Origin of the sequence: Streptomyces sp. NPDC088766, assembly GCF_044750845.1 — a bacterium.
Classification (GTDB): Bacteria; Actinomycetota; Actinomycetes; order Streptomycetales; family Streptomycetaceae; genus Streptomyces.
On the sequence record NZ_JBIVKQ010000008.1, the window covers coordinates 214116 to 232691 of the forward strand.

An 18576-nucleotide genomic window follows, 5' to 3' on the forward strand; every position below is an offset into this window, starting at 1 on the left:
CCAGTCCGAACGAGCCCGGCTCGTCCACGAAGCGCGCGGCGCCGGGCTGCATGTACGGCCGGCGGGAGCATCCGCTCACCGAACGCGCCGGACACCGGATACCGGCCATCGGCTCCCGTTCCCCGTCGGTGCCCCAGGTGCCGGGCCGGTCGCGGTCGGCGAGTGGCTCTGCCTCTACGGATTCGCATGCCGGCCGATCCGGCCCCGGACCCCGCATCGACACACCCGCCCACAGGGGGAGCCGATTCCTGGCGTTCCACCGAGCGCCTTCTCCCACCTTTTCGGGGCCGGGGACACCCCGAGGTACCAGATGGCCAACAGCAAGGAGTCCTCCGGTTCCGACGGGCCCCGGAGCGGCTCCTGCCCGTTTCGGTACCGGTGGGAACGGACCGCCCGGTCGACGTCGCTCACGCCAAACACAACCATTCGGCGGCGTCATGAGTCTTCGTCAGCGATCACGTGATGATCGCACTGACGAGGAGACCATCATCACCGCCATACGTAAGACCCTGACCGGCGCCGCAGTTGTCGGCGCCGTCCTGGCAGGTTCGGCCGCCTGCGGCACCGTGGAGCAGCTCTCCGCCGGGAGGAAGCTCGACCAGGCCTTCGAGAAGCTCGCCGCGCAGAAGACGATCTCCTTCGAGCTCGATCTCGACACCGACGCCCGGAGTCTGAAGGCGCTGGACGCCTCGTCGGACCCGGAGCCCGGTGAGGAACTGCCCGACGAGGTCGCTGAGCTGTTCAGTGGTGCGAAGATCAGCGTCACTGTGCAGTCGAGGAAGCCGATCGAGGAGTCCGGGGAGAAGGACTACGTCGGCATGGCCCTGAAGATCAGCAACAAGGACGGCGACCTCACCGAGTACCGGGTCGTCGGCGACTACACCTACATCCGCTCCGACGTGAACACGCTCGGCAAGGCGATGGGCTTCCCCGTACCGTCGGTGAAGGACCTGCCCCCGGAGGCGAGCGGGCTCGAGAAGGTGCTTGAGGGCGAGTGGGTCAAGATCAACACCAAGGAGATGGAGGAGACCACCGCCGAGATGGGAGCGGAGCCCGGTGCGGAGCCCGCGCCGCAGCCCACCCTCGACGCCAAGACGCAGAAGCACCTGCTGGAGGCGCTGCGCAAGACCATCGCCCGCGAGGTCGACTTCAAGACAGCCGGCGACAAGGACGGTTCCGAGCACATCACCGCCACCGCTCCGTTCCGTACGCTGCTCACGGAGTTCCTCGGCGAGATCCGTCCGCTCGCGAAGAACCTGCCGCCGGGCATGGAACTGCCCACGGACAAGGACCTCAAGGACGCCCCTGACACCAAGGTCACGGCTGACTTCACACTCAGGAACGGCGAGCTGACCCAGGTGTCCGTCGACCTCGCCAAGCTGGCCGAGAACGCGAAGGTGAAGAAGCTGGGCCTGGTGGTGCGGATGAGCGAGGGTCAGACGCCCACGGCCCCGGCCGGCGCCACCGAGCTGAGCATCGACGAGGTCCTGGGCGGGTTCGGCGCCGCGATGATGGACGAGGAGGCCTTCCTCGAGGACGCGGCGTAGGCACGCCTCGCGTCGGGCGGACGAGGGGCGTTGCAGACGCGCCGCGCCGAGCCGTCTCGACGAAAATCGCCAGGACTCCGGAGACGTTGACTTCGGGCCTGGTTTCCGGGCCGGAGCCTCAGCCGTCGGCCGGGGTGCGGCCGCGGAGGGGCAGCGGGCGCTCCCGGTGGCGCTGCAGTGCGGCGGGGCTGAGGGCGTCGGTGTCGGAAGCGGTGAAACCGTGGACGGTGCCGGGGCAGATCTCGGAGGTGTGGCTGACACCCGCGGAATCCAGGGCCCGGCTGAGCTCGCCGAGGGCCTCGGGCGCCATGTCCGGTTTCGGCGTGGCCCGGACGGACCTCGACGGTGAGGCGGTGCAGGCCGTCGGGCCCGGCGGCGCCCACGGGGCCGTGGAATCCGGCGACAGCGGCCACCTGGCCGGGGTGGGCCTCAGCGGTGCGCATCGCCGGAGGCCGCCTGTGCAGTGGCCTCGGGCCGTTCTGGGTGATCGTGGATCGTCCTGCCGGGCACGGAAGGCCCCAGCCAACCCGCACGCGACCACCGGTCACTGAGACCGTGGCCGTCCTCACGGCCGTGAGGACGGCCACGGTCCGTCCGGCCGTCGAACTCCCGGGCGCGGGCTGCCTGGGTTCCGGTGCGTACAGACGTTGTGGCAGAACCGCCGCCCGGCACCGGCCGTCCGGACAGCCGACCGACCCGCCACCGGCGGGAGCCCCTGACGGACCGGCCCGGTCAGCAACGTCCTCAACCCGAAGATCGCCGTCTTCCCCACCGGACGGCTGCCCGCGCTGCCCCCGTCCGGGCTGCCCGCCGCCCGGTCCATGACGCTCCTCGCGCTTCTCCACGCCACCCTCACCTGGCTGGGCGGCCACGTACTCCTGCTGGCCGACGCCGGGCCCGTCCTCGACAAGCCGCGGATTCGCCGAGCGCTCGGGCGGGCCACCGGCGTCGCACGGATCGGCTTCGGCCTCGCGGTCGCCACCGCTGCCGGCTGACCGGACGGTTCCGTCCGCACCTGCCTGCTGACCGGACGGAACAGTCCGCACCTGCCGTGCGTGTCGACCGGATGCACAAGGGCGTACGCCGGCAGTCGTCCGCCGCCGAGTCAGAGCTCCCTCTGCGTTCTCTCTCGGCCGTTACCGCAAGGTGAAGCACGTCACCGTCCGTCCACGTTGGCCCGTGACCGTCTGACGGGTAGGTTCCAGCGATCACGGGGGAGGACGTCCTCACCGCCCCGAGCGCAGATTTCCCTTCCGCACCCTCATCTGATGAGAGATACAGGACATGTCTGCTCAAGAACGCTCACAGCATCCTCCCCGGCGTATCGGCGTGGTGGCCGAGTCCGTCTCCGGGGAAACGCGGATCGCGGCGACCCCGGCAACGGTGCGACTGCTGCTGGGTCTCGGCTACGAGGTCGTCGTCGAGTCCGGGGCCGGTGAGGCCTCCGGCTTCACCGACCAGGCGTACGCCGACGCCGGCGCGGGGATCGGCGAGGCCTGGGACGCGGATGTCGTCCTCAAGGTGAACGCCCCCTCCGACACGGAGATCCGCCGGCTGCGAAGGGGCGCGACCGTGGTCGCCCTGCTGAGCCCGGCGCAGAACCCCGAACTGCTCCAGGCGCTCGCCGACGCCGGGGTGACCGCCCTGGCGCTGGACGCGGTGCCGCGCATCTCGCGGGCCCAGTCGATGGACGTGCTGTCCTCGATGGCCAACATCGCCGGCTACCGCGCGGTCGTCGAGGCCGCGCACGTCTTCGGACGGTTCTTCACCGGCCAGGTCACCGCGGCGGGCAAGGTGCCGCCGGCGAAGGTGCTGGTGGCCGGCGCCGGCGTGGCCGGACTCGCGGCGATCGGCGCCGCCTCCAGCCTCGGCGCGATCGTGCGCGCCACCGACCCGCGGCCGGAGGTCACGGACCAGGTGAAGTCGCTGGGCGGCGAGTACCTGCCGGTGGAAGCGGCCCAGGAGGCGAGCACCGACGGCTACGCCAGGGCGACCTCCGCCGACTACGACCGCGCCGCCGCCGAGCTCTACCACGAGCAGGCCAAGGACGTGGACATCGTGATCACCACCGCCCTGATCCCCGGCCGGCCGGCACCGCGCCTGCTGACGGCCGAGGACGTGGCCGTCATGAAGCCGGGCAGCGTCATCGTCGACATGGCCGCCGCGATGGGCGGCAACGTCGAGGGCACCGTGCCGGGGCGGACGGTGGTGACCGACAACGGCGTCACCATCATCGGCTACACCGACCTGGCCTCCCGGCTCCCGGCCCAGGCTTCGCAGATGTTCGGCACCAACCTGGTGAACCTGATGAAGCTGCTCACTCCCGGCAACGACGGGCAGCTGTCGATCGACTTCGACGACGTCGTACAGCGGGCGGTGACCGTGGTGCGCGCCGGTGACGTCACCTGGCCGCCGCCGCCCGTCGCGGTCTCGGCCGCGCCCGCCGCGCAGCCCGCGGCCGCACCCGAGGCACCCGAACCGAAGCAGCCGGGGCTGACGCCCGCCCGGCGCTTCGGCCTGATCGGGTTCGGGATGCTCGCGATGTTCTTCCTGGTGGCCTTCGCTCCCGCGCAACTCGCCGGAAACTTCACCGTGTTCGCGCTGGCGGTGGTCATCGGCTACTACGTCATCGGCAAGGTGCACCACGCGCTGCACACCCCGCTGATGTCGGTGACCAACGCGATCTCCGGGATCGTCGTGATCGGCGCCCTGCTGCAGATCGGGCACGAAAGCCGGATCGTCACCACGCTGTCCTTCGTGGCCGTCCTGCTGACGAGCGTCAACATCTTCGGAGGCTTCGCCGTCACCCGCCGCATGCTGTCCATGTTCTCGAAAGGCTGAGCCGAGATGACATCCCTGACGGCATCACACGCTGCCGACCTGGTCGCCGCCCTGCTGTTCATCCTCAGCCTGGCCGGCCTGTCCCAGCACCGCACCTCCCGCGCCGGCGTCGTCTACGGCATCGCCGGCATGGCCCTCGCCCTGGTCGCCACCGTGGTCGTGGCGGCGCAGAGCATCACCGCCGGAGCGGTCGCGCTGATCGTTCTGGCGATGGCACTCGGCGCGGCGGCGGGCCTGTGGCGGGCCCGCCGCGTCGAGATGACGCAGATGCCCGAACTGATCGCTGTCCTGCACAGCTTCGTCGGGCTCGCCGCGGTGCTGGTGGGCTGGAACAGCTACCTGGAAGTGGAGTCCCACGGCGCGGCGCAGACCCGTATCGGCGCCGACCTGCTCGGCATCCACCACGCCGAGGTGCTCATCGGGGTCTTCATCGGCGCGGTCACGTTCACCGGCTCGATCGTCGCGTTCCTGAAGCTCTCGGCGCGCATCAAGTCCAGTCCCCTGATGCTGCCGGGAAAGAACGCGCTGAACATCGGCGCGCTCGCGGCGTTCGTCGGGCTGACCGTCTGGTTCACGATCAGCCCGAACCTGCCCCTGATGATCGCGGTGACCGCGCTGGCGCTGGCGCTCGGCTGGCACCTGGTGGCCTCGATCGGCGGCGGCGACATGCCGGTCGTCGTCTCCATGCTGAACAGCTACTCGGGCTGGGCGGCGGCCGCGGCCGGCTTCCTGCTCGACAACAACCTGCTCATCGTCACGGGCGCGCTGGTGGGCTCCTCCGGTGCCTACCTGTCGTACATCATGTGCAAGGCGATGAACCGCTCGTTCCTCTCCGTCATCGCGGGTGGCTTCGGCATCGAGGCGCCGTCCGGCGGCGAGAAGGACCACGGCGAGCACCGCGAGGTGCGGGCCGTGGAGGCGGCCGAGATGCTGGCCCGGGCCGGGTCAGTGATCATCACGCCCGGATACGGCATGGCCGTCGCCCAGGCCCAGCACCCGGTCGCGGAGCTGACGCGGCACCTGCGCGAGCGCGGCGTCGAGGTCCGTTTCGGCGTCCATCCCGTCGCCGGGCGCCTGCCCGGGCACATGAACGTACTGCTGGCCGAGGCGAAGGTGCCGTACGACATCGTCCTGGAGATGGACGAGATCAACGACGACTTCACCGCCACTTCGGTCGTCCTGGTCATCGGCGCCAACGACACCGTCAACCCCGCCGCGACCGACGACCCGAGCAGCCCGATCGCCGGCATGCCGGTGCTGCGGGTCTGGGAAGCCGAGCAGGTCGTCGTCTTCAAGCGCTCCATGGCCTCCGGCTACGCGGGCGTGCAGAACCCGCTCTTCTTCCGTGAGAACAGCAGCATGCTCTTCGGCGACGCCAAACAGAGCGTGGAGGAGATCCTGCGCGCGCTCGGCACCGACGGCCGACGCGACGCGCCCCCGGCCACACGCCGGACGACGGCGGCCGGCCACTGACAGGCCGGACTCCGCCGACGCCGCCCCAGACGAGATGCCGACGGCTGCCGACGCCCACCTTCGCCGTTCCTGACCGGCCGGACTTCGCGCACGGCCGGGTGGGCGTGGGCCACCTTGTCCGTGGAAGCCGGCCCGCACCTCGTACCGGCCACCGGTCGTCGCGGGGCGCAGGCCGGCCCACCGGGAAGTGCGACAGGAGCGGCCCGGCGCACGGAGATCCGCCACGACAGCCGGCCGGCGCCCGGCCGGAGGGCCGGCCGGTGGGGGACTGGGGTGAGCTCCCGGTCAGCGGCGGATCAGACCGAGTTCCGTGGCGACGGCGACGGCGGCGGTGCGGGAGTCGACGTCGAGCTTGGCGTAGACACGTGCCAGGTGGGACTTGACGGTTCCTTCGCTCAGGTGGAGGCGTGCGCCGATGGCCTGGTTGGACAGGCCCCCGGCGACCAGGGTGAGAACTTCCGTCTCGCGCCGGGTCAGGGCGGTGCCGGGGGTGCGCAGCCGGTGCATCAGCCGGTCCGCGACGGTGGGCGCCAGTATGGTGCGCCCCGCCGCGGCGGTGCGCACGGCGGCGGCCAGGTCCTCGGGCGGGGCGTCCTTGAGGAGGTAGCCGGTGGCACCGGCCTCGATGGCGGGGAGGGTGTCGGCGTCGGTGTCGTAGGTGGTGACGACCAGTACGCGGGGGCCGTCCGTCAGGGCCGTGATCCGGGCGGTGGCCTCGGCGCCGTTCATTCCCTTGCCGAACTGGAGGTCCATGAGGACGACGTCGATGTCGCCCCGGGCGGCGCGGGCGACGGCCTCCTCGGCGGTGGCGGCCTCGGCCACCACGTCGATGCCGTCCTCGGTCTGCAGTACGGCCCGCAGCCCGGCCCGGACCACGGGGTGGTCGTCGGCCACGAGCAGGCGGATGGGGTGGTCGGTCACGGGCGGGCCTCGGGGTCGGAGGGCGGGACGAGGGGCAGCCGGACGGCCAGGGCGGTGCCGTGGCCGGGGGCGGATTCGACGCTGAGGGTACCTCCGAGCGCCTGGGCGCGGGCCCGCATGGCGGCCAGGCCGAACCCACCACCCTCAGGGGCGGGTCCGGGCGGACGGGCGGGGTCGAAGCCGCGTCCGTCGTCGACCACGGCAAGGACGACCTCTTCGCCGGCATGACTGAGCGTGACGTCGACGGCGGTGGCCCCGGCGTGCCGGACGGTGTTCGCCAGGGCGGACTGGGCGATGCGCAGCAGCGCGACCTCATGCGCGGTCCCAAGCGGCACCGGGGTGCCGGTGAGGTGGAAGCGTGCGGTGAGCCGGTGCCGGGTGCCGGTGGTGGCGCACAGGCGTTCCAGGGCGCCGGCCAGGGTGGTGCTCTCCAGGGCGGGCGGGCTGAGGGCGGCGACGAAGCGGCGGGCCTCGGCGAGGTCGTCGACGGCGGCCTGCCGTGCCTGCTCGACGTAGTGGGCCGCGTTCTGCGGTGCGTGGGGGAGAGCCCGTTCGGCGGCGCGGAGCAGGAGCTGGATGCTGGAAAGGCCCTGCGCGAGGGTGTCGTGGATCTCGCGGGCCAGGCGTTCGCGTTCGGCCAGCACCCCCGCGGTGTGCTGGACCCGGGCCAGGTCGGCGCGGGTGGCGGTGAGCTCCTCGATCAGGCGCCTGCGCTGTTCACTCTCCCGGTACAGGGCCTGGTACCCCCGCACCACCGCGACGGCGACGGCGGCGCCGAGCGCGGGGCCGATGGCCGTGGCGGGGCTGAAGGAGTGCTGATGGGCGGCGTAGCCGGTGATGGCCGCCGCCGCGGTGGCGGCCACGGCGGCGAGCCCGGCGCGGCGCGGCAGCAGGTGAAGCTGGAGGAAGTACAGCGGGAACGCCACCCACACGGCGTCGGGGGACAGGGCCAGCAGCACCAGCCACACCGTGCCCACGGCGGCCAGCCACCAGGCGGCGGCGGGCCGGGCGGAGCGGATGCGGGGCAGCAGCGGCCCGGCGGCGTACACCAGGCCGCATGCCGCGGCCGCGGCGACGATCACCCCGGCATGAGGCCGGCCGGAGGTGAGGGCCCGGCCGGCGGCCAGGGCGAGCAGGCAGATGATCAGCAGGTGCAGGCACCAGGCCAGCGCCCGGGTGGTCGGGGTCGGGGTCGAGGTGGGGACGGGGGCAGCGATGTTCACAGTGCCTCCCAGGCTACGAAGACGAGCTCCCGGCGGCCTCCGTCGAAAGGTACAAACCGCGTGCCGTCTTTCGGCCCGTGAAGTGCGGTCCTGCGCCGGAGGCGCGCGCAAGGGGTCTACGGCGACGGTGGGGGCGTACCGCTTCCGCTGTGGGAAAGGACCGGCAACAACCGTGTTTGTCGCCTGGAGAGACCTCAAGTTCGCCAAGGGACGCTTCGCCCTGATGGGGACCGTCATCGTACTGATCACCCTGCTGGTCGGACTGTTGTCCGGGCTGACCGCCGGGCTGAGCCGGCAGAACACCTCCGCGATCACGTCTCTGCCCGCCGACAGGATCGCCTTCCAGGCTCCCACCGGCGGGCAGGACCTGTCGTACTCCGACTCCACCGTCACCGAGCAGCAGTGGCGGCAGTGGTCCGAGGCGCCCGGAGTCGAGAGCGCCGAACCGTTGGGGATCACCACCACCAAGGCCACCGCCGGAGACAGGAGCACCGGTGTTTCCGCATTCGGCGTCCAGCGCGGTTCCCGCCTCGCCCCGGCGAGCGGCAGGATCGACGACGAGTCGGTGGTGCTGTCCACCACGGCCGCCGACGACCTCGGCGTCGAGGCCGGCGACCCGCTCACCCTGGCCGGCCGGCAGCTGAGGGTGGCCGCCGTGCAGGGCGACGCCCACTTCAGCCACACCCCGGTGATCTGGACCAGCCTGGACACCTGGCGGCGGACCGCGCCGCCCACCGGAGCCGGTGACGGCCCGACCGCCACCGCCACCGTCATCGCCCTGACCACCGACTCCCGGGCCGATGTGGCGGCCACGGACAAGCAGGCCGGCACCAGGACCGTCTCCCTCGACGGTTCCCTGTCCGCGATCGGCTCCTACACCTCCGAGAACGGTTCCCTGCAGCTGATGCGCGGCTTCCTGTTCGCCATCTCCGCCCTCGTCATCGGCGCCTTCTTCACCGTGTGGACGATCCAGCGCAGCGGCGACGTCGCCGTCCTCAAGGCCCTGGGCGCCTCGACCGCAGACCTCCTCAAGGACGCCCTCGGCCAGGCCGTCGTCCTGCTCGCAGGCGGCACCCTGCTCGGCACCGGCCTCGCCGCCGCCCTGGGGGCACTCGTCGCCGGATCGGCCGTGCCGTTCCTCCTCAGCCCCGCCACCGTCCTCCTCCCGGCCGCCGTGATGATCCTCCTCGGCGCGCTCGGGGCCGCGCTGTCCATCCAGCGCATCACCTCCGTCGACCCGCTGACCGCCCTGGGGAGCGCCCGATGAGCCTCGACCTGACCGACATCACCCTCACCTACGCCGACGGCGACACCCGGCTGACCGCTCTCGACCGGGTCGGCCTGGAGGTACCCCAGGGCAGCCTGACCGCCGTGGTCGGCCCTTCCGGCTCCGGCAAGTCCAGCCTCCTGGCCGTCGCCGCCACCCTCATCACGCCCGACGCCGGCACCGTCACCATCGACGGCACCCCCACCACCGGCCTGAGCCGCGGCGAACTCGCCCACCTGCGCCGCCGCAGGATCGGCATCGTCTTCCAGCAGCCCCACCTGATCCCCTCGCTCACCGCCGTCGAACAACTCCAGGTCATCGCCCGGATCGACGGCCGCAAGCCCCGCACCGCCCGGGACCGGGCCATGGAACTCCTTGCCGCGGTGGGCCTGGCCGACCAGGCCCGCCGACGCCCCCACCAGCTCTCCGGCGGCCAGCGCCAGCGCGTCAACATCGCCCGCGCCCTCATGAACGATCCCACCGTCCTGCTGGTCGACGAACCCACCAGCGCCCTCGACCACGAACGCGGCGCCGCCGTCATCGACCTCATCACCCGCCTCACCCACCAGCGGGCCACCGCCACCGTCCTGGTCACCCACGACCCCGCGCACCTCACCTCGGTCGACCGGATCGCCGAAGTGCACGACGGAAGGCTCACCCTCCCCGCTGCGGCCCGCTGAGCCGAGGAGGAGGACATCGACGCACGTCCGGGCGACGCGTACCGGCAAGGACGCCGACACGGCGGACACGCGTCATGCCGCGCCGTTGCGAGGGCTCCGTGAGTGCGAGGTCCGCCTCACGATGCCAGGATCCTGCGCTTCTGCTCCTCGAACTCGGTCTCCGTGAGCACCCCTTGGGCCTTGAGGTCGCCGAGCTGCTTCAGCTGTTCGATCTTGCTCGTCATGTCGGTCGCCGGTGGTTCCGCCGGCGGTTCGGCGTGGGCCGGCGGCGGGGGCGTCGTCCCGTCCCCCTGCTGGGCCGCCCATCGCCCCTGCTGGCGTCGGGACACGCGGTTCGACACGGCGGTCGCCGTTCCGGCGACGACGGCGGTACGGGCGACCCCGCGGATGAGTCCTGGCATGACTGGTTCCCTTCTGCGCGTCAGGGACCTCGACGGGCGGTCAGTGAGCGGTTTCGGTCTCGTCGAGGGAGGCGACGAGGGCCTGGACGGGGACGCGCCCGGAGGCGACCAACCTGGCTCCGCCGCGGCGCAGGGCGGCGGCGAAGGGCGCGGCCCACACGTTCTCGTAGACCAGGATGCCGGCCGAACAGCCGGGTTCCAGCGCGGTGGCCGCCTCCTCGATGTCGTCCTGGCCCAGCAGCCCCGAGGACGCGCCCTCGAAGACGGCCAGGTCGAGTTCGCCGTCGCCGGTGAGGTCGGCGATCTCCATCGCGGTCACGGAACCGTCGTCGTCCTTCCTGACGAACGTCAGGTCCAGGACCCGGATGACGCCGCGGTCCACCAGGTCGACCAGGAGAGGCAAACCCTCGCCGGTCATGCGGTTCCCGGGGAACTCGACGACCAGGTAGTCGATGGGTCCCACTTCTTCGAAATCGTCGCTCATGGCGTCCTCTCCGAGGTGTGCGGCTCACTCCCCCCGGGCGCCCGCCCCGCCCCCATTGCAGCATCGCCCAACCGGCCCCGCACCTCGGTACGCCGTTCACCCGCCCGGTTCGCCCAGGTCGCACGTTCCGCGCCGGACGGATCTGCTGGTGGCCATGAGCGACAGCGGTGGCGAACAGCCCTCGGCAGGGGAGCGCGACGAACTGGGCGAGCTGCGCCGCCGGGTCAGGGCTCTGGAAGCCGCCGGGCCTGCGGGGGGCCACCGGCACCATCCGCTGCGCTCGCTCGGCTCGGCCCTGCTGATCCTCCTCGCGGCACTGCTGTCGCTGCTGTCCGTCGTGGCGGTGTGGGCGAACAGCATCGTGCAGGACACGGACCGTTACGTCGCCACCGTCGGGCCGCTGGCGAGCGATCCCGATGTGCAGAAGGCGGTCACCAACCGGGTCACCGACGCGGTGCTGGCACAGGTCGACGTGGACGCGCTGGTCGAACAGCTCACGGACGCGGCCGGGCAGCAGGGGGTCCCACCGCGGTTGACCCGGTTGCTGGGCGATCTGGACGGCCCGATCGAGAACGGGCTCAAGCAACTGGTCAGCAGCACGGTGGAGCGGGTGGTCACCAGCAGTGCCTTCGAGACCGTCTGGGTGAACGCCAACCGCAGGGCACACTCGGCACTGGACAAGGCCCTGACAGGGCAGGCCGACGGACCGGTCAAGCTGAAGAACGACCAGGTCGTCATCGACCTGGGACCGATCGTCGCCGAGGTCAAGGGCCGGCTGGTCGACGCCGGCTTCTCGCCCGCCGCGAAGATCCCGGACGTCCACACCGACTTCGTGGTGTTCGCGTCGCAGGACATCGGCGAGGTCAGGACCTATGTGCGCGTGCTGGAGATCCTCGGCAGCTGGCTGCCGCTCATCGCCCTGCTGGTCGCCGCCGCCGGGGTGTACGTGGCGTTCAACCGCCGGCACGCGCTGATCGGGGCCGGGCTGGCGGTGTTCGTGGCCATGCTGGTTCTCGGCATCGCCCTCACCGTGACCCGGGACGTCTACCTCGACCGTCTGCCACCCGACGTGTCCCAGGCCGCCGCGGGATCCGTGTACGACGCGCTGGTCAGATTCCTGCGGGCCGGCATCCGGGCGCTCGCCGCGGTCGCCCTCTTCACCGCCGCCGGCGCCTTCCTGTCCGGGCCGTCCCGGATCGCCGTCCTCACGCGGACCGGCTGCCAAAAGAGCATCGGCGCCCTGCGCGGCGTGGCGACCTCGGCGGGGCTGCGTCTCGGTGCGGTCGGGCGGTTCGTCCACCGTTTCAAGCGCTGGATCGGGGTGGCCATCCTGGTGATCGCGGCCGTCGTCCTGTTCACCTGGAGCTACCCGACCACGGCGGTCGTGGTGTGGACGGCGGTGATCACACTGGTGGGCTTCGCGATCCGCGAGTTCCTGGACCACGACCACACCGACCCCTCCACCGGCTCCGGGGGCCGGGCCACCGCCCTGTGACCCGGCTCGCCGGGTTCCCCCTGCGGGGATACGTCGAGGGCGTCGCTGATGTCCCCTGCGCGGAGCGGATCCCCGAGTGTGCGGCGATCGGGTCCACAGGATCGTCGGCATGGCACCGAGACCTGTTCAGGTGAACATCAAGGCCGTTGACGGCCCGGCGGTCGGCCGGTTCTGGGCGGAGGCGCTCGGCCGCGGCGCCTACGGCCCCCGCGTGACCGGCTGGGCCGGACCCGGTGGCGGCCTCGTCTGCACCTCGATCCCGCCACCAGCTCCGCGGCCCGTCAGGCGGAGTGCGCCGTGCGTCCGGGGGATCCCGGTGCGACGCCCGCCGACGTGGGTCAGGGCGAGGTGCCGTGGCCAGTGCCCGCCGGCCCGCAGGGCCACGAGTCCTGCGTCCTCGCCCCGTCCTGACGCGGAGCCTCACGAAGGCTGACACGATGAGGCGGAAGGAGTCCTCTCCCCGCGTCCGGACGCCGAGGCGGGCGTCGTCCGACGCGGGGGCATGACGCGCCCGTGGTCGCCGGCGGCGCCCGCATCCGCCGGGCCGCCCGGGCACGAAGTACGAGTGGCGGCCGCTCGCCGCCGGCCGTTCGACGGCGCCGAGCGGCGTCCCGCCCCGTTCCGGCCGAGGAGAGGCTGATGCGCATGGTGACGACGCAGCCGACTCCGGCTTCGGACCCGCTGAACGGGCAAGGGGACCCGGGCCCCGCGGCGCGGCCGCCGTCCGGTGATCCGCCGACGTACGCCGAGGTCGGCGTGGACTCGATGTCCGCACTGCTGGTCGCGTCACTGCGCCGAGGGGGCAGCCGCTTCTTCGAAGCGCGCTGCCAGTGGCCGCGGTGGCACGCGCTCAACGAGCGCCGGCTCGCCGTGACGCACCACCCGGTCATCATGGCCGAGTCGACCCGCCAGCTCGCTGCCGCCGTCCAACTGCGGTACCTGCCGAAGGCGCATACCGCTCCACTTCGCCCCCTCGCGGTGTGCCTCGGCCTGGACCCGCGGACCTGGCCGGTCGAGCGCGGCGGTGCCACCGACGTGGCCGTGCGGGTCACCGTCAGCGATCTCCAGCTGCGCGGCGGCGGCCTCGCCGGATACCGTCTGACGGCCGAGTTCCTCCACGCGCAGACACGATTCGGGACCTGCACCATGGCGGTGGGCCGCCCGCCGGGCCCCGGCCCGTCACCGGGCGACCTGACCCCGGCGGGGCTGCTGCATCCTTCGTCGGCCGCGTTGGGGGCGGCGGCCGAAGCGGACGTCATGCTCGCCCGTGCTCCGCAGGGCCGCCTGGTGATCCTCCCTCGCGACCCCGGTCACCCCGTGCTGCTCCCCGGGCGTCCCGACGTACTGCCGCTGCTGGCGGTACTGGAATCCGGACGGCAGGCGACGCTGCTGTACCGGGGGGCGACGGCTGCGGCCGTGGTCGGTCTCGCCGTGCGACTGCACGGCCCTGTGGCGAGCCGGGGAGCGGTCGTCGACGTGGCGGCGGAACGGGGTGCCGCACGGTTCGTCGTGACGTCGGGCGGGCAGTGTGCCGCCACGGGCACGGTCACCTTGCTGACGGCAGGTGCTCGCGGCTGATGTCGGCGCTCGCGCGGGCGGGGCGGAGGCGGGCCGCCGGGCGTGCCGGTCAGAGCAGGCCGATACGGCGGGCGATGTCCTCGCCGTGCTGCATGTGGAGGTGTCCTTCGTCGCCGAGAGCTGTCACGAGGCCGGCGATCACCGTCTCGATGACGGCGAGGGTGGGCACGAGGCTGTCGTAGGGGGAGAGGCTGGTGACCTGGCTCGGGAGAACCACCTCGGCGTGGGCGCTGGTGGGGGAGAGCCAGGTGTCGGTGAAGACGACGACCCTGCCGCCGCGTTCCTCGGTGAGCTGGGCGAAGGCCACCTTGTCCTCCTCGTAGCGGCGGTAGTCGAAGACGACGAGGACGTCACGGCGGGCGAGGCGAGAGAGGGCGGCGGTGCGTTCGACGTCGCGTTCGGGCAGGAAGTGGACGTCGTCACGCAGTTGCATCAGGTGGAGGCCGAGGTACTGGGCGAAGAAGTGGGTGAAGCGTCCGCCGGCCAGGGTGATGCGGCGTTTGCGGTCGGACAGCAGCGCGACGGCGCGCTGGAGGTCGTGCGGCGGCGTCTCCGCCAGGGTCTGCGTCACCGCGGTCGAGAACACCTTGCCGGCCCGGGCCATGAGACCCGCGGCCGAGTCGTCGCCGCCGGGGCCGTCGGTCTCCTCGTACAGCGACAGGGGTGAGGCGTTGCGCTGGTCGAGCTCGGCGCGCAGGGCGGCCTGGAACTCGGGGAAACCGTGGTAGCCGAGGCGGGCGACGAAGCGCAGAACCGTGGGGGCGCTGACGGCGGCCCGTTCGGCGATGGTGGCGACGGTCTCGAAGCCGGCGGCGGGGTAGGCGGCCAGGAGCACCCGGGCGACCTTCCGTTCGGCCGGGCTGAGGGTGCCCAGCTTGAGGCGGATGTCGTCGGCGAGCGTGCCGGAGGCCATGACGGTTCCTTTCCGATCTTGGGTTGCGCCGGCACTGAGCCTAGGCCCTGTCGTCACCTTCCCGCCTGCCCCGCGGCGCCGTGCACGCCTTCTCGCCGCACCCGGCCCTGACCCGAGTACGTCCAGTACGAGGACCAGGACCCGGCCCCCCAGCCTTCGGCCGGTGGTGGGGGGGCATCCCCGGAGCACGCGCCTGACGCCTCAGGGGCCGTTCTTTGGGCGGACGGCGGGAAGGCGACGACAGGGCTTGGTGCGCGTGGGCCCACGGGGACGGGCTGCCTCCGGGTGAGCGGCGGCACTGCCGGCCGCGATGCGGGGTCAGCCCGCGGTGATGTCGACGCGCAGGCCGATCAGGGTCTGTGCGCTGGTGCCGTCGTTCGTCCAGGCGGAGAAACCGTGACGTCTGGCGAAGGTGACGGTGAAGCGGGGGCCGCTCTCGAAGGTGGTGGCGGTGGCGGTCCGTTGGACGCGGTGGGCGGCGAGGGCGCGGGCGGTTTCCAGGAACGCGTACGGGACGCCGGCGGGGTTGTCCGCCGAGTGGAACACGTCGGTGTCGGCGGGCACGGGGGCCGTGTCCGCCGGGATCAGGCGTCGCTTCGAGGGGGCGGGCCGAACGGTCCAGCGGCGTGCGTCGTAGCGGTCGCCGTCGGAGAGGTGGGTGTACCTGGTTCCCGTCAGGTTCCATCCGGCCGGTGTGGTGCGGGCGCGGGCGTCGCGCAGGTCGAGGACGCCCACGCCGTTGGGACCGAGGACGGTCATGGTCTCGTGGGGCGTTCCCGGGTGGTCGACGACCAGCGCACTGTTCTCCTGGAGCGCGTAGACGCGGTCGTGACCGGTGTCGGCGGCCAGGCGTACGGCCCGGCCCTCCCGCCCGTAGGCACCGGTGTGGGTGTCGAGCAGGCCGGAACGCAGGAAACCGAATCCGCCCTCGGGGAGGTGTCCCAGGCGGGTGGGGTCGTCGAAGTAGCCGGGCGCGGTGCCGTCGCGCAGGGCACGGTACGAGTCGCCTCCCGTGACCATGTCGGGTCCGGAGGCGATCTGCGCTCCCGCCGACGTTCCGGCGACGACCGCGCCGCCGGCCAGCTTGGCGCGGATGGCGGCGAGCACCTTGGAGTCGGTGTGCGGCTTGCCGTGCAGCAGGGTGGTGACGTACCGGTACTGGTCTCCCCCTCCGAAGAAGAAGCCGGTCATCGAGTCGACCTGCTCGACCACGGCGTCGGAGTCGGCGTTGTCGATGTGGTCGAGGTCGACGGGGATCCACTGGGCGTCGGCCGCTCCGTGCCGTTCGAACAGTGCGGCGTAGTAGGCGCCGTTGCAGGCCGAGTTGGCGCAGCGGTCCGGGTCGTCCGCGTGCGGGTCCTGGCTGGCGGGCACCGAGCCCGCCGTCAGGACGCCGATGCGCGCACGGGCGCCGCCGGCCCGCTGGACGATCTCCCGGTACACCGCGGTGTTGTCCTCGTCGAGTGCGCCGCCGACCAGAACGAGGGATCCGGTCTGCGTCCGGGCCTGGTGCTGTGTGTCGGCCCGGACCGCCGGGCCGGCGGTGAGAGTCAGGGCCAGGGCTGCGGCGCCGACGAGGACGGTACGCCGTGCGGGTCTCGCGTGAAGGGGCATGGTCGCTCCTGGGAGGGGTGTGGTCGGGGACGTTCTGCTCTCCCGCGGGGCGCGTACCGGGGCCGCCGGGCAGGTCCGGGGGCGGTCCGCGGGCGGTGGAGGGGCCGTGTCCGCGGGCGGTGGAGGAGTGGTGGGAGAAAGGTCATGCTCCGTCGGCGTGGTCTCCCGCACCCAGCGTGGTGATCAGCGAGGCGAGCAGCGCGACGCGCTGTGCCACGGTGGCGGTGTCCAGCCATTCCTGCGGGGTGTGGTCGGCGCCTCCGACGGGACCGAGGCCGTCGAGGACGGGGACGCCCACGCCGGCGATGAGGTTGGCGTCGCCGACGCCTCCGGTCGCTGCCGCGCCCAGGGGCAGGCCGAGGGCGGCGGCCGCATTCCCGGCCGCGGCGAGCATGCGGCGCGACGCGGCGGTCTCCTCCATCGGAGGGCAGTGGTCCAGTTGTTCCACGGTCACGGTGGTGCCCGGGACCGCCGGGCGGGCGGCGGCCGCTTCGATGGCGCGCCGGGCGCGGCGCATCCCGGCGGCGGTCGCCGCACGCACCTCCAGGCGCAGGGTCGCCTGCGGGCAGACGATGTTGGCGCGGCTGCCGGCCCGGACCACTCCGACGTTGACCGTGACGTCGTCCCCGTGGCCGTTGAGCGCCTGCAGGGCGACGACGAGGTGGGCCGCGGCGAGGGCCGCGTTGGCACCGCGTTCGGGTTCGATGCCGGCGTGGGCGGCCCGGCCGGTGACGACGAGGCGGAAGTCGGCGACTCCCTTGCGCGCGATCACCAGGTCGCCGTTCTCCCGTGCGCACTCCAGGCCGAGCGCGTAGTGGACGCCGCGGGCGACGGCTTCGGTGGCCGGCCGGCTGTGCGGTGCCCCGATCTCCTCGTCGGGGGTGGCGAGGAAGACCAGTTCGGCGTACTCCTCGACGCCGTGCCGGCGCAGGACGTCCAGGGCGGCCAGGCCGGCCAGGAGTCCGCCCTTGTCGTCGCTGACGCCGGGGCCGCGGGCGAGCGTCCCGTCGAGGGTGAAGGGCCGTTCGGCGGCGGTGCCCTCCTCGAAGACGGTGTCCATGTGGGCCGCCAGCAGGATCCGGCGCCCGCCGTCGGCCTCGGCGAGCCGTCCCGGCCTGCGGGCGACCAGCACGTCACCGGTGCGGTGGTACGTGCCCGGAGCGGCGTCGTCCGGCGGGAGCGGGGAGATCCGCTCGACGGTGAAGGCGAGTTCCTCCAGGCGGGCCTGTACCCAGTCGGCGACCTTGTTCACGCCCTCGGGGCTGTAGGAGCCGGAGTCGATGCCGACGAGTTCGGCGAGGTCGTGCAGGTAACGCGCCTGCCGGCCCAGGGCGGTGTCGAGCAGTTCGGCGGGGCGGGGCCGCTGCCGCGAGGGGGCGCTCACAGGACCTTGGACAGGAAGGCGCGGGTGCGTTCCTGCTCCGGTTCGACCAGGACCTGCCGCGGGTCGCCGGACTCGACGATCACCCCTTCGTCCATGAACACCGCGGTGTCGCCCACCTCGCGGGCGAAGCCGATCTCGTGGGTGACCACGACCATGGTGATGCCGTCGTGCGCCAGTTGCCGCATCACGTCCAGGACGTCTCCGACGAGTTCGGGGTCGAGGGCCGAGGTCGGTTCGTCGAACAGCATCAGCTTGGGCTTCATGGCCAGTGCCCGGGCGATGGCGACGCGCTGCTGCTGCCCGCCGGACAGCTGTGCCGGGTAGTGCCCGGCGCGGTCGGCGAGGCCGACCCGCTCCAGCAGGCCGTGCGCCTCCTCGCGGGCCTGCGCCCGGTTCACGCCCGCCACCCGCACGGGTGCCTCGGTGATGTTCTCCAGCGCGTTCATGTGCGGGAACAGGTTGAAGCGCTGGAAGACCATGCCGATGTTGCGCCGCCGCTCGGCGACCTCCCGTTCGCGCAGTTCGTGCAGTGCGTCGCCCCGCCGGCGGTGACCGACCGGCTCGCCGTCGACCGTGAGCCGGCCGCCGTCGATCTTCTCCAGGTGGTTGATGCAGCGCAGGAAGGTGGACTTCCCGGAGCCGGAGGGCCCCAGGAGGCAGCAGACGCTGCCGCGCCGGACGGTGAGGTCGATCCCCTTGAGGACCTCGAGCCTGCCGTAGTGCTTGCGCACGCCCTCCGCGTGCACCATGGGGGC

Annotated in this window: 16 protein-coding genes and 2 pseudogenes; 9 read left to right on the top strand and 9 right to left on the bottom strand. The window is 72.5% G+C overall.

The window, feature by feature from the left end; translation table 11 throughout:
• Positions 1 to 566 precede the first annotated feature (566 nt).
• Positions 567 to 1547, top strand: coding sequence for a hypothetical protein (locus tag ACIP5W_RS14175; protein ID WP_401471946.1), 981 nt, complete (start codon positions 567 to 569; stop codon positions 1545 to 1547).
• Positions 1548 to 1665: 118 nt separating this feature from the next.
• Here ACIP5W_RS14175 and ACIP5W_RS14180 read toward each other — a convergent pair.
• A pseudogene (locus tag ACIP5W_RS14180) lies at positions 1666 to 2016 on the bottom strand (dienelactone hydrolase family protein); the annotation flags it as partial.
• Positions 2017 to 2368: 352 nt separating this feature from the next.
• On the opposite strand from ACIP5W_RS14180, the gene ACIP5W_RS14185 reads away from it, so the two are divergent.
• From ACIP5W_RS14185 to pntB, 3 genes are all read left to right on the top strand, one after another.
• On the top strand, positions 2369 to 2542 hold the full coding sequence (locus ACIP5W_RS14185) for a hypothetical protein (RefSeq protein WP_401471758.1): 174 nt from the start codon (positions 2369 to 2371) through the stop codon (positions 2540 to 2542).
• A 289-nt stretch (positions 2543 to 2831) separates the two neighbouring features.
• Complete coding sequence (locus ACIP5W_RS14190) at positions 2832 to 4388, top strand: Re/Si-specific NAD(P)(+) transhydrogenase subunit alpha (protein WP_401471761.1); 1557 nt, start codon at positions 2832 to 2834, stop codon at positions 4386 to 4388.
• 6 nt (positions 4389 to 4394) lie between these two features.
• Positions 4395 to 5861 (top strand): Re/Si-specific NAD(P)(+) transhydrogenase subunit beta, encoded by a 1467-nt coding sequence (gene pntB, locus ACIP5W_RS14195; RefSeq protein WP_401471764.1) that lies wholly within the window; start codon positions 4395 to 4397, stop codon positions 5859 to 5861.
• A 285-nt stretch (positions 5862 to 6146) separates the two neighbouring features.
• On the opposite strand, the gene ACIP5W_RS14200 is transcribed toward pntB, so the two are convergent.
• Together ACIP5W_RS14200 and ACIP5W_RS14205 are read right to left on the bottom strand one after the other, a co-directional pair.
• Positions 6147 to 6782, bottom strand: coding sequence for a response regulator (locus ACIP5W_RS14200; protein ID WP_401471767.1), 636 nt, complete (start codon positions 6780 to 6782; stop codon positions 6147 to 6149).
• Positions 6779 to 8005, bottom strand: coding sequence for a sensor histidine kinase (locus ACIP5W_RS14205; RefSeq protein WP_401471770.1), 1227 nt, complete (start codon positions 8003 to 8005; stop codon positions 6779 to 6781). The genes ACIP5W_RS14200 and ACIP5W_RS14205 overlap by 4 nt, the downstream gene beginning before the upstream one ends.
• A gap of 172 nt (positions 8006 to 8177) precedes the next feature.
• Between ACIP5W_RS14205 and ACIP5W_RS14210 the strand changes: the two genes are divergently transcribed.
• Together ACIP5W_RS14210 and ACIP5W_RS14215 are read left to right on the top strand one after the other, a co-directional pair.
• Positions 8178 to 9272 carry an ABC transporter permease gene (locus ACIP5W_RS14210; protein WP_401471773.1) on the top strand — a complete coding sequence of 365 codons (1095 nt, stop codon included), beginning with the start codon at positions 8178 to 8180 and terminating at the stop codon, positions 9270 to 9272.
• Positions 9269 to 9952 (top strand): ABC transporter ATP-binding protein, encoded by a 684-nt coding sequence (locus ACIP5W_RS14215; RefSeq protein ID WP_401471776.1) that lies wholly within the window; start codon positions 9269 to 9271, stop codon positions 9950 to 9952. The genes ACIP5W_RS14210 and ACIP5W_RS14215 overlap by 4 nt, the downstream gene beginning before the upstream one ends.
• A gap of 116 nt (positions 9953 to 10068) precedes the next feature.
• On the opposite strand, the gene ACIP5W_RS14220 is transcribed toward ACIP5W_RS14215, so the two are convergent.
• Complete coding sequence (locus tag ACIP5W_RS14220; RefSeq protein ID WP_401471779.1) at positions 10069 to 10353, bottom strand: SHOCT domain-containing protein; 285 nt, start codon at positions 10351 to 10353, stop codon at positions 10069 to 10071.
• Between the two features lie 40 nt (positions 10354 to 10393).
• The gene (locus ACIP5W_RS14225; protein WP_401471782.1) at positions 10394 to 10837 is read right to left on the bottom strand and encodes a DUF6325 family protein; all 444 of its coding nucleotides are present in this window, start codon (positions 10835 to 10837) and stop codon (positions 10394 to 10396) included.
• A gap of 154 nt (positions 10838 to 10991) precedes the next feature.
• On the opposite strand from ACIP5W_RS14225, the gene ACIP5W_RS14230 reads away from it, so the two are divergent.
• The 3 genes and pseudogenes from ACIP5W_RS14230 to ACIP5W_RS14240 all read left to right on the top strand — a co-directional run bounded on the left by ACIP5W_RS14230 (position 10992) and on the right by ACIP5W_RS14240 (position 13910).
• A complete protein-coding gene (locus ACIP5W_RS14230) occupies positions 10992 to 12332 on the top strand; it encodes a hypothetical protein (RefSeq protein WP_401471785.1) in 1341 nt (446 codons plus the stop codon).
• 109 nt (positions 12333 to 12441) lie between these two features.
• Positions 12442 to 12737, top strand: a pseudogene (locus ACIP5W_RS14235) (VOC family protein); the annotation flags it as partial.
• 234 nt (positions 12738 to 12971) lie between these two features.
• The gene (locus ACIP5W_RS14240) at positions 12972 to 13910 is read left to right on the top strand and encodes a hypothetical protein (protein ID WP_401471788.1); all 939 of its coding nucleotides are present in this window, start codon (positions 12972 to 12974) and stop codon (positions 13908 to 13910) included.
• A 49-nt stretch (positions 13911 to 13959) separates the two neighbouring features.
• Here the strand turns inward: ACIP5W_RS14240 and ACIP5W_RS14245 are convergent, their stop codons facing one another.
• The 4 genes from ACIP5W_RS14245 to ACIP5W_RS14260 form a co-directional block, all read right to left on the bottom strand.
• Positions 13960 to 14823: a MurR/RpiR family transcriptional regulator gene (locus ACIP5W_RS14245; protein WP_401471791.1), complete on the bottom strand. Its 864-nt coding sequence runs from the start codon at positions 14821 to 14823 to the stop codon at positions 13960 to 13962.
• A 318-nt stretch (positions 14824 to 15141) separates the two neighbouring features.
• Positions 15142 to 16437 (bottom strand): cyanophycinase, encoded by a 1296-nt coding sequence (locus ACIP5W_RS14250; protein WP_401471794.1) that lies wholly within the window; start codon positions 16435 to 16437, stop codon positions 15142 to 15144.
• 142 nt (positions 16438 to 16579) lie between these two features.
• Entirely contained in the window at positions 16580 to 17821 is a 1242-nt protein-coding gene (locus tag ACIP5W_RS14255; protein WP_401471797.1) for a M20/M25/M40 family metallo-hydrolase, read from the bottom strand.
• On the bottom strand, positions 17818 to 18570 hold the full coding sequence (locus ACIP5W_RS14260; protein ID WP_401471949.1) for an amino acid ABC transporter ATP-binding protein: 753 nt from the start codon (positions 18568 to 18570) through the stop codon (positions 17818 to 17820). The genes ACIP5W_RS14255 and ACIP5W_RS14260 overlap by 4 nt, the downstream gene beginning before the upstream one ends.
• Between the last annotated feature and the right edge of the window lie 6 nt (positions 18571 to 18576).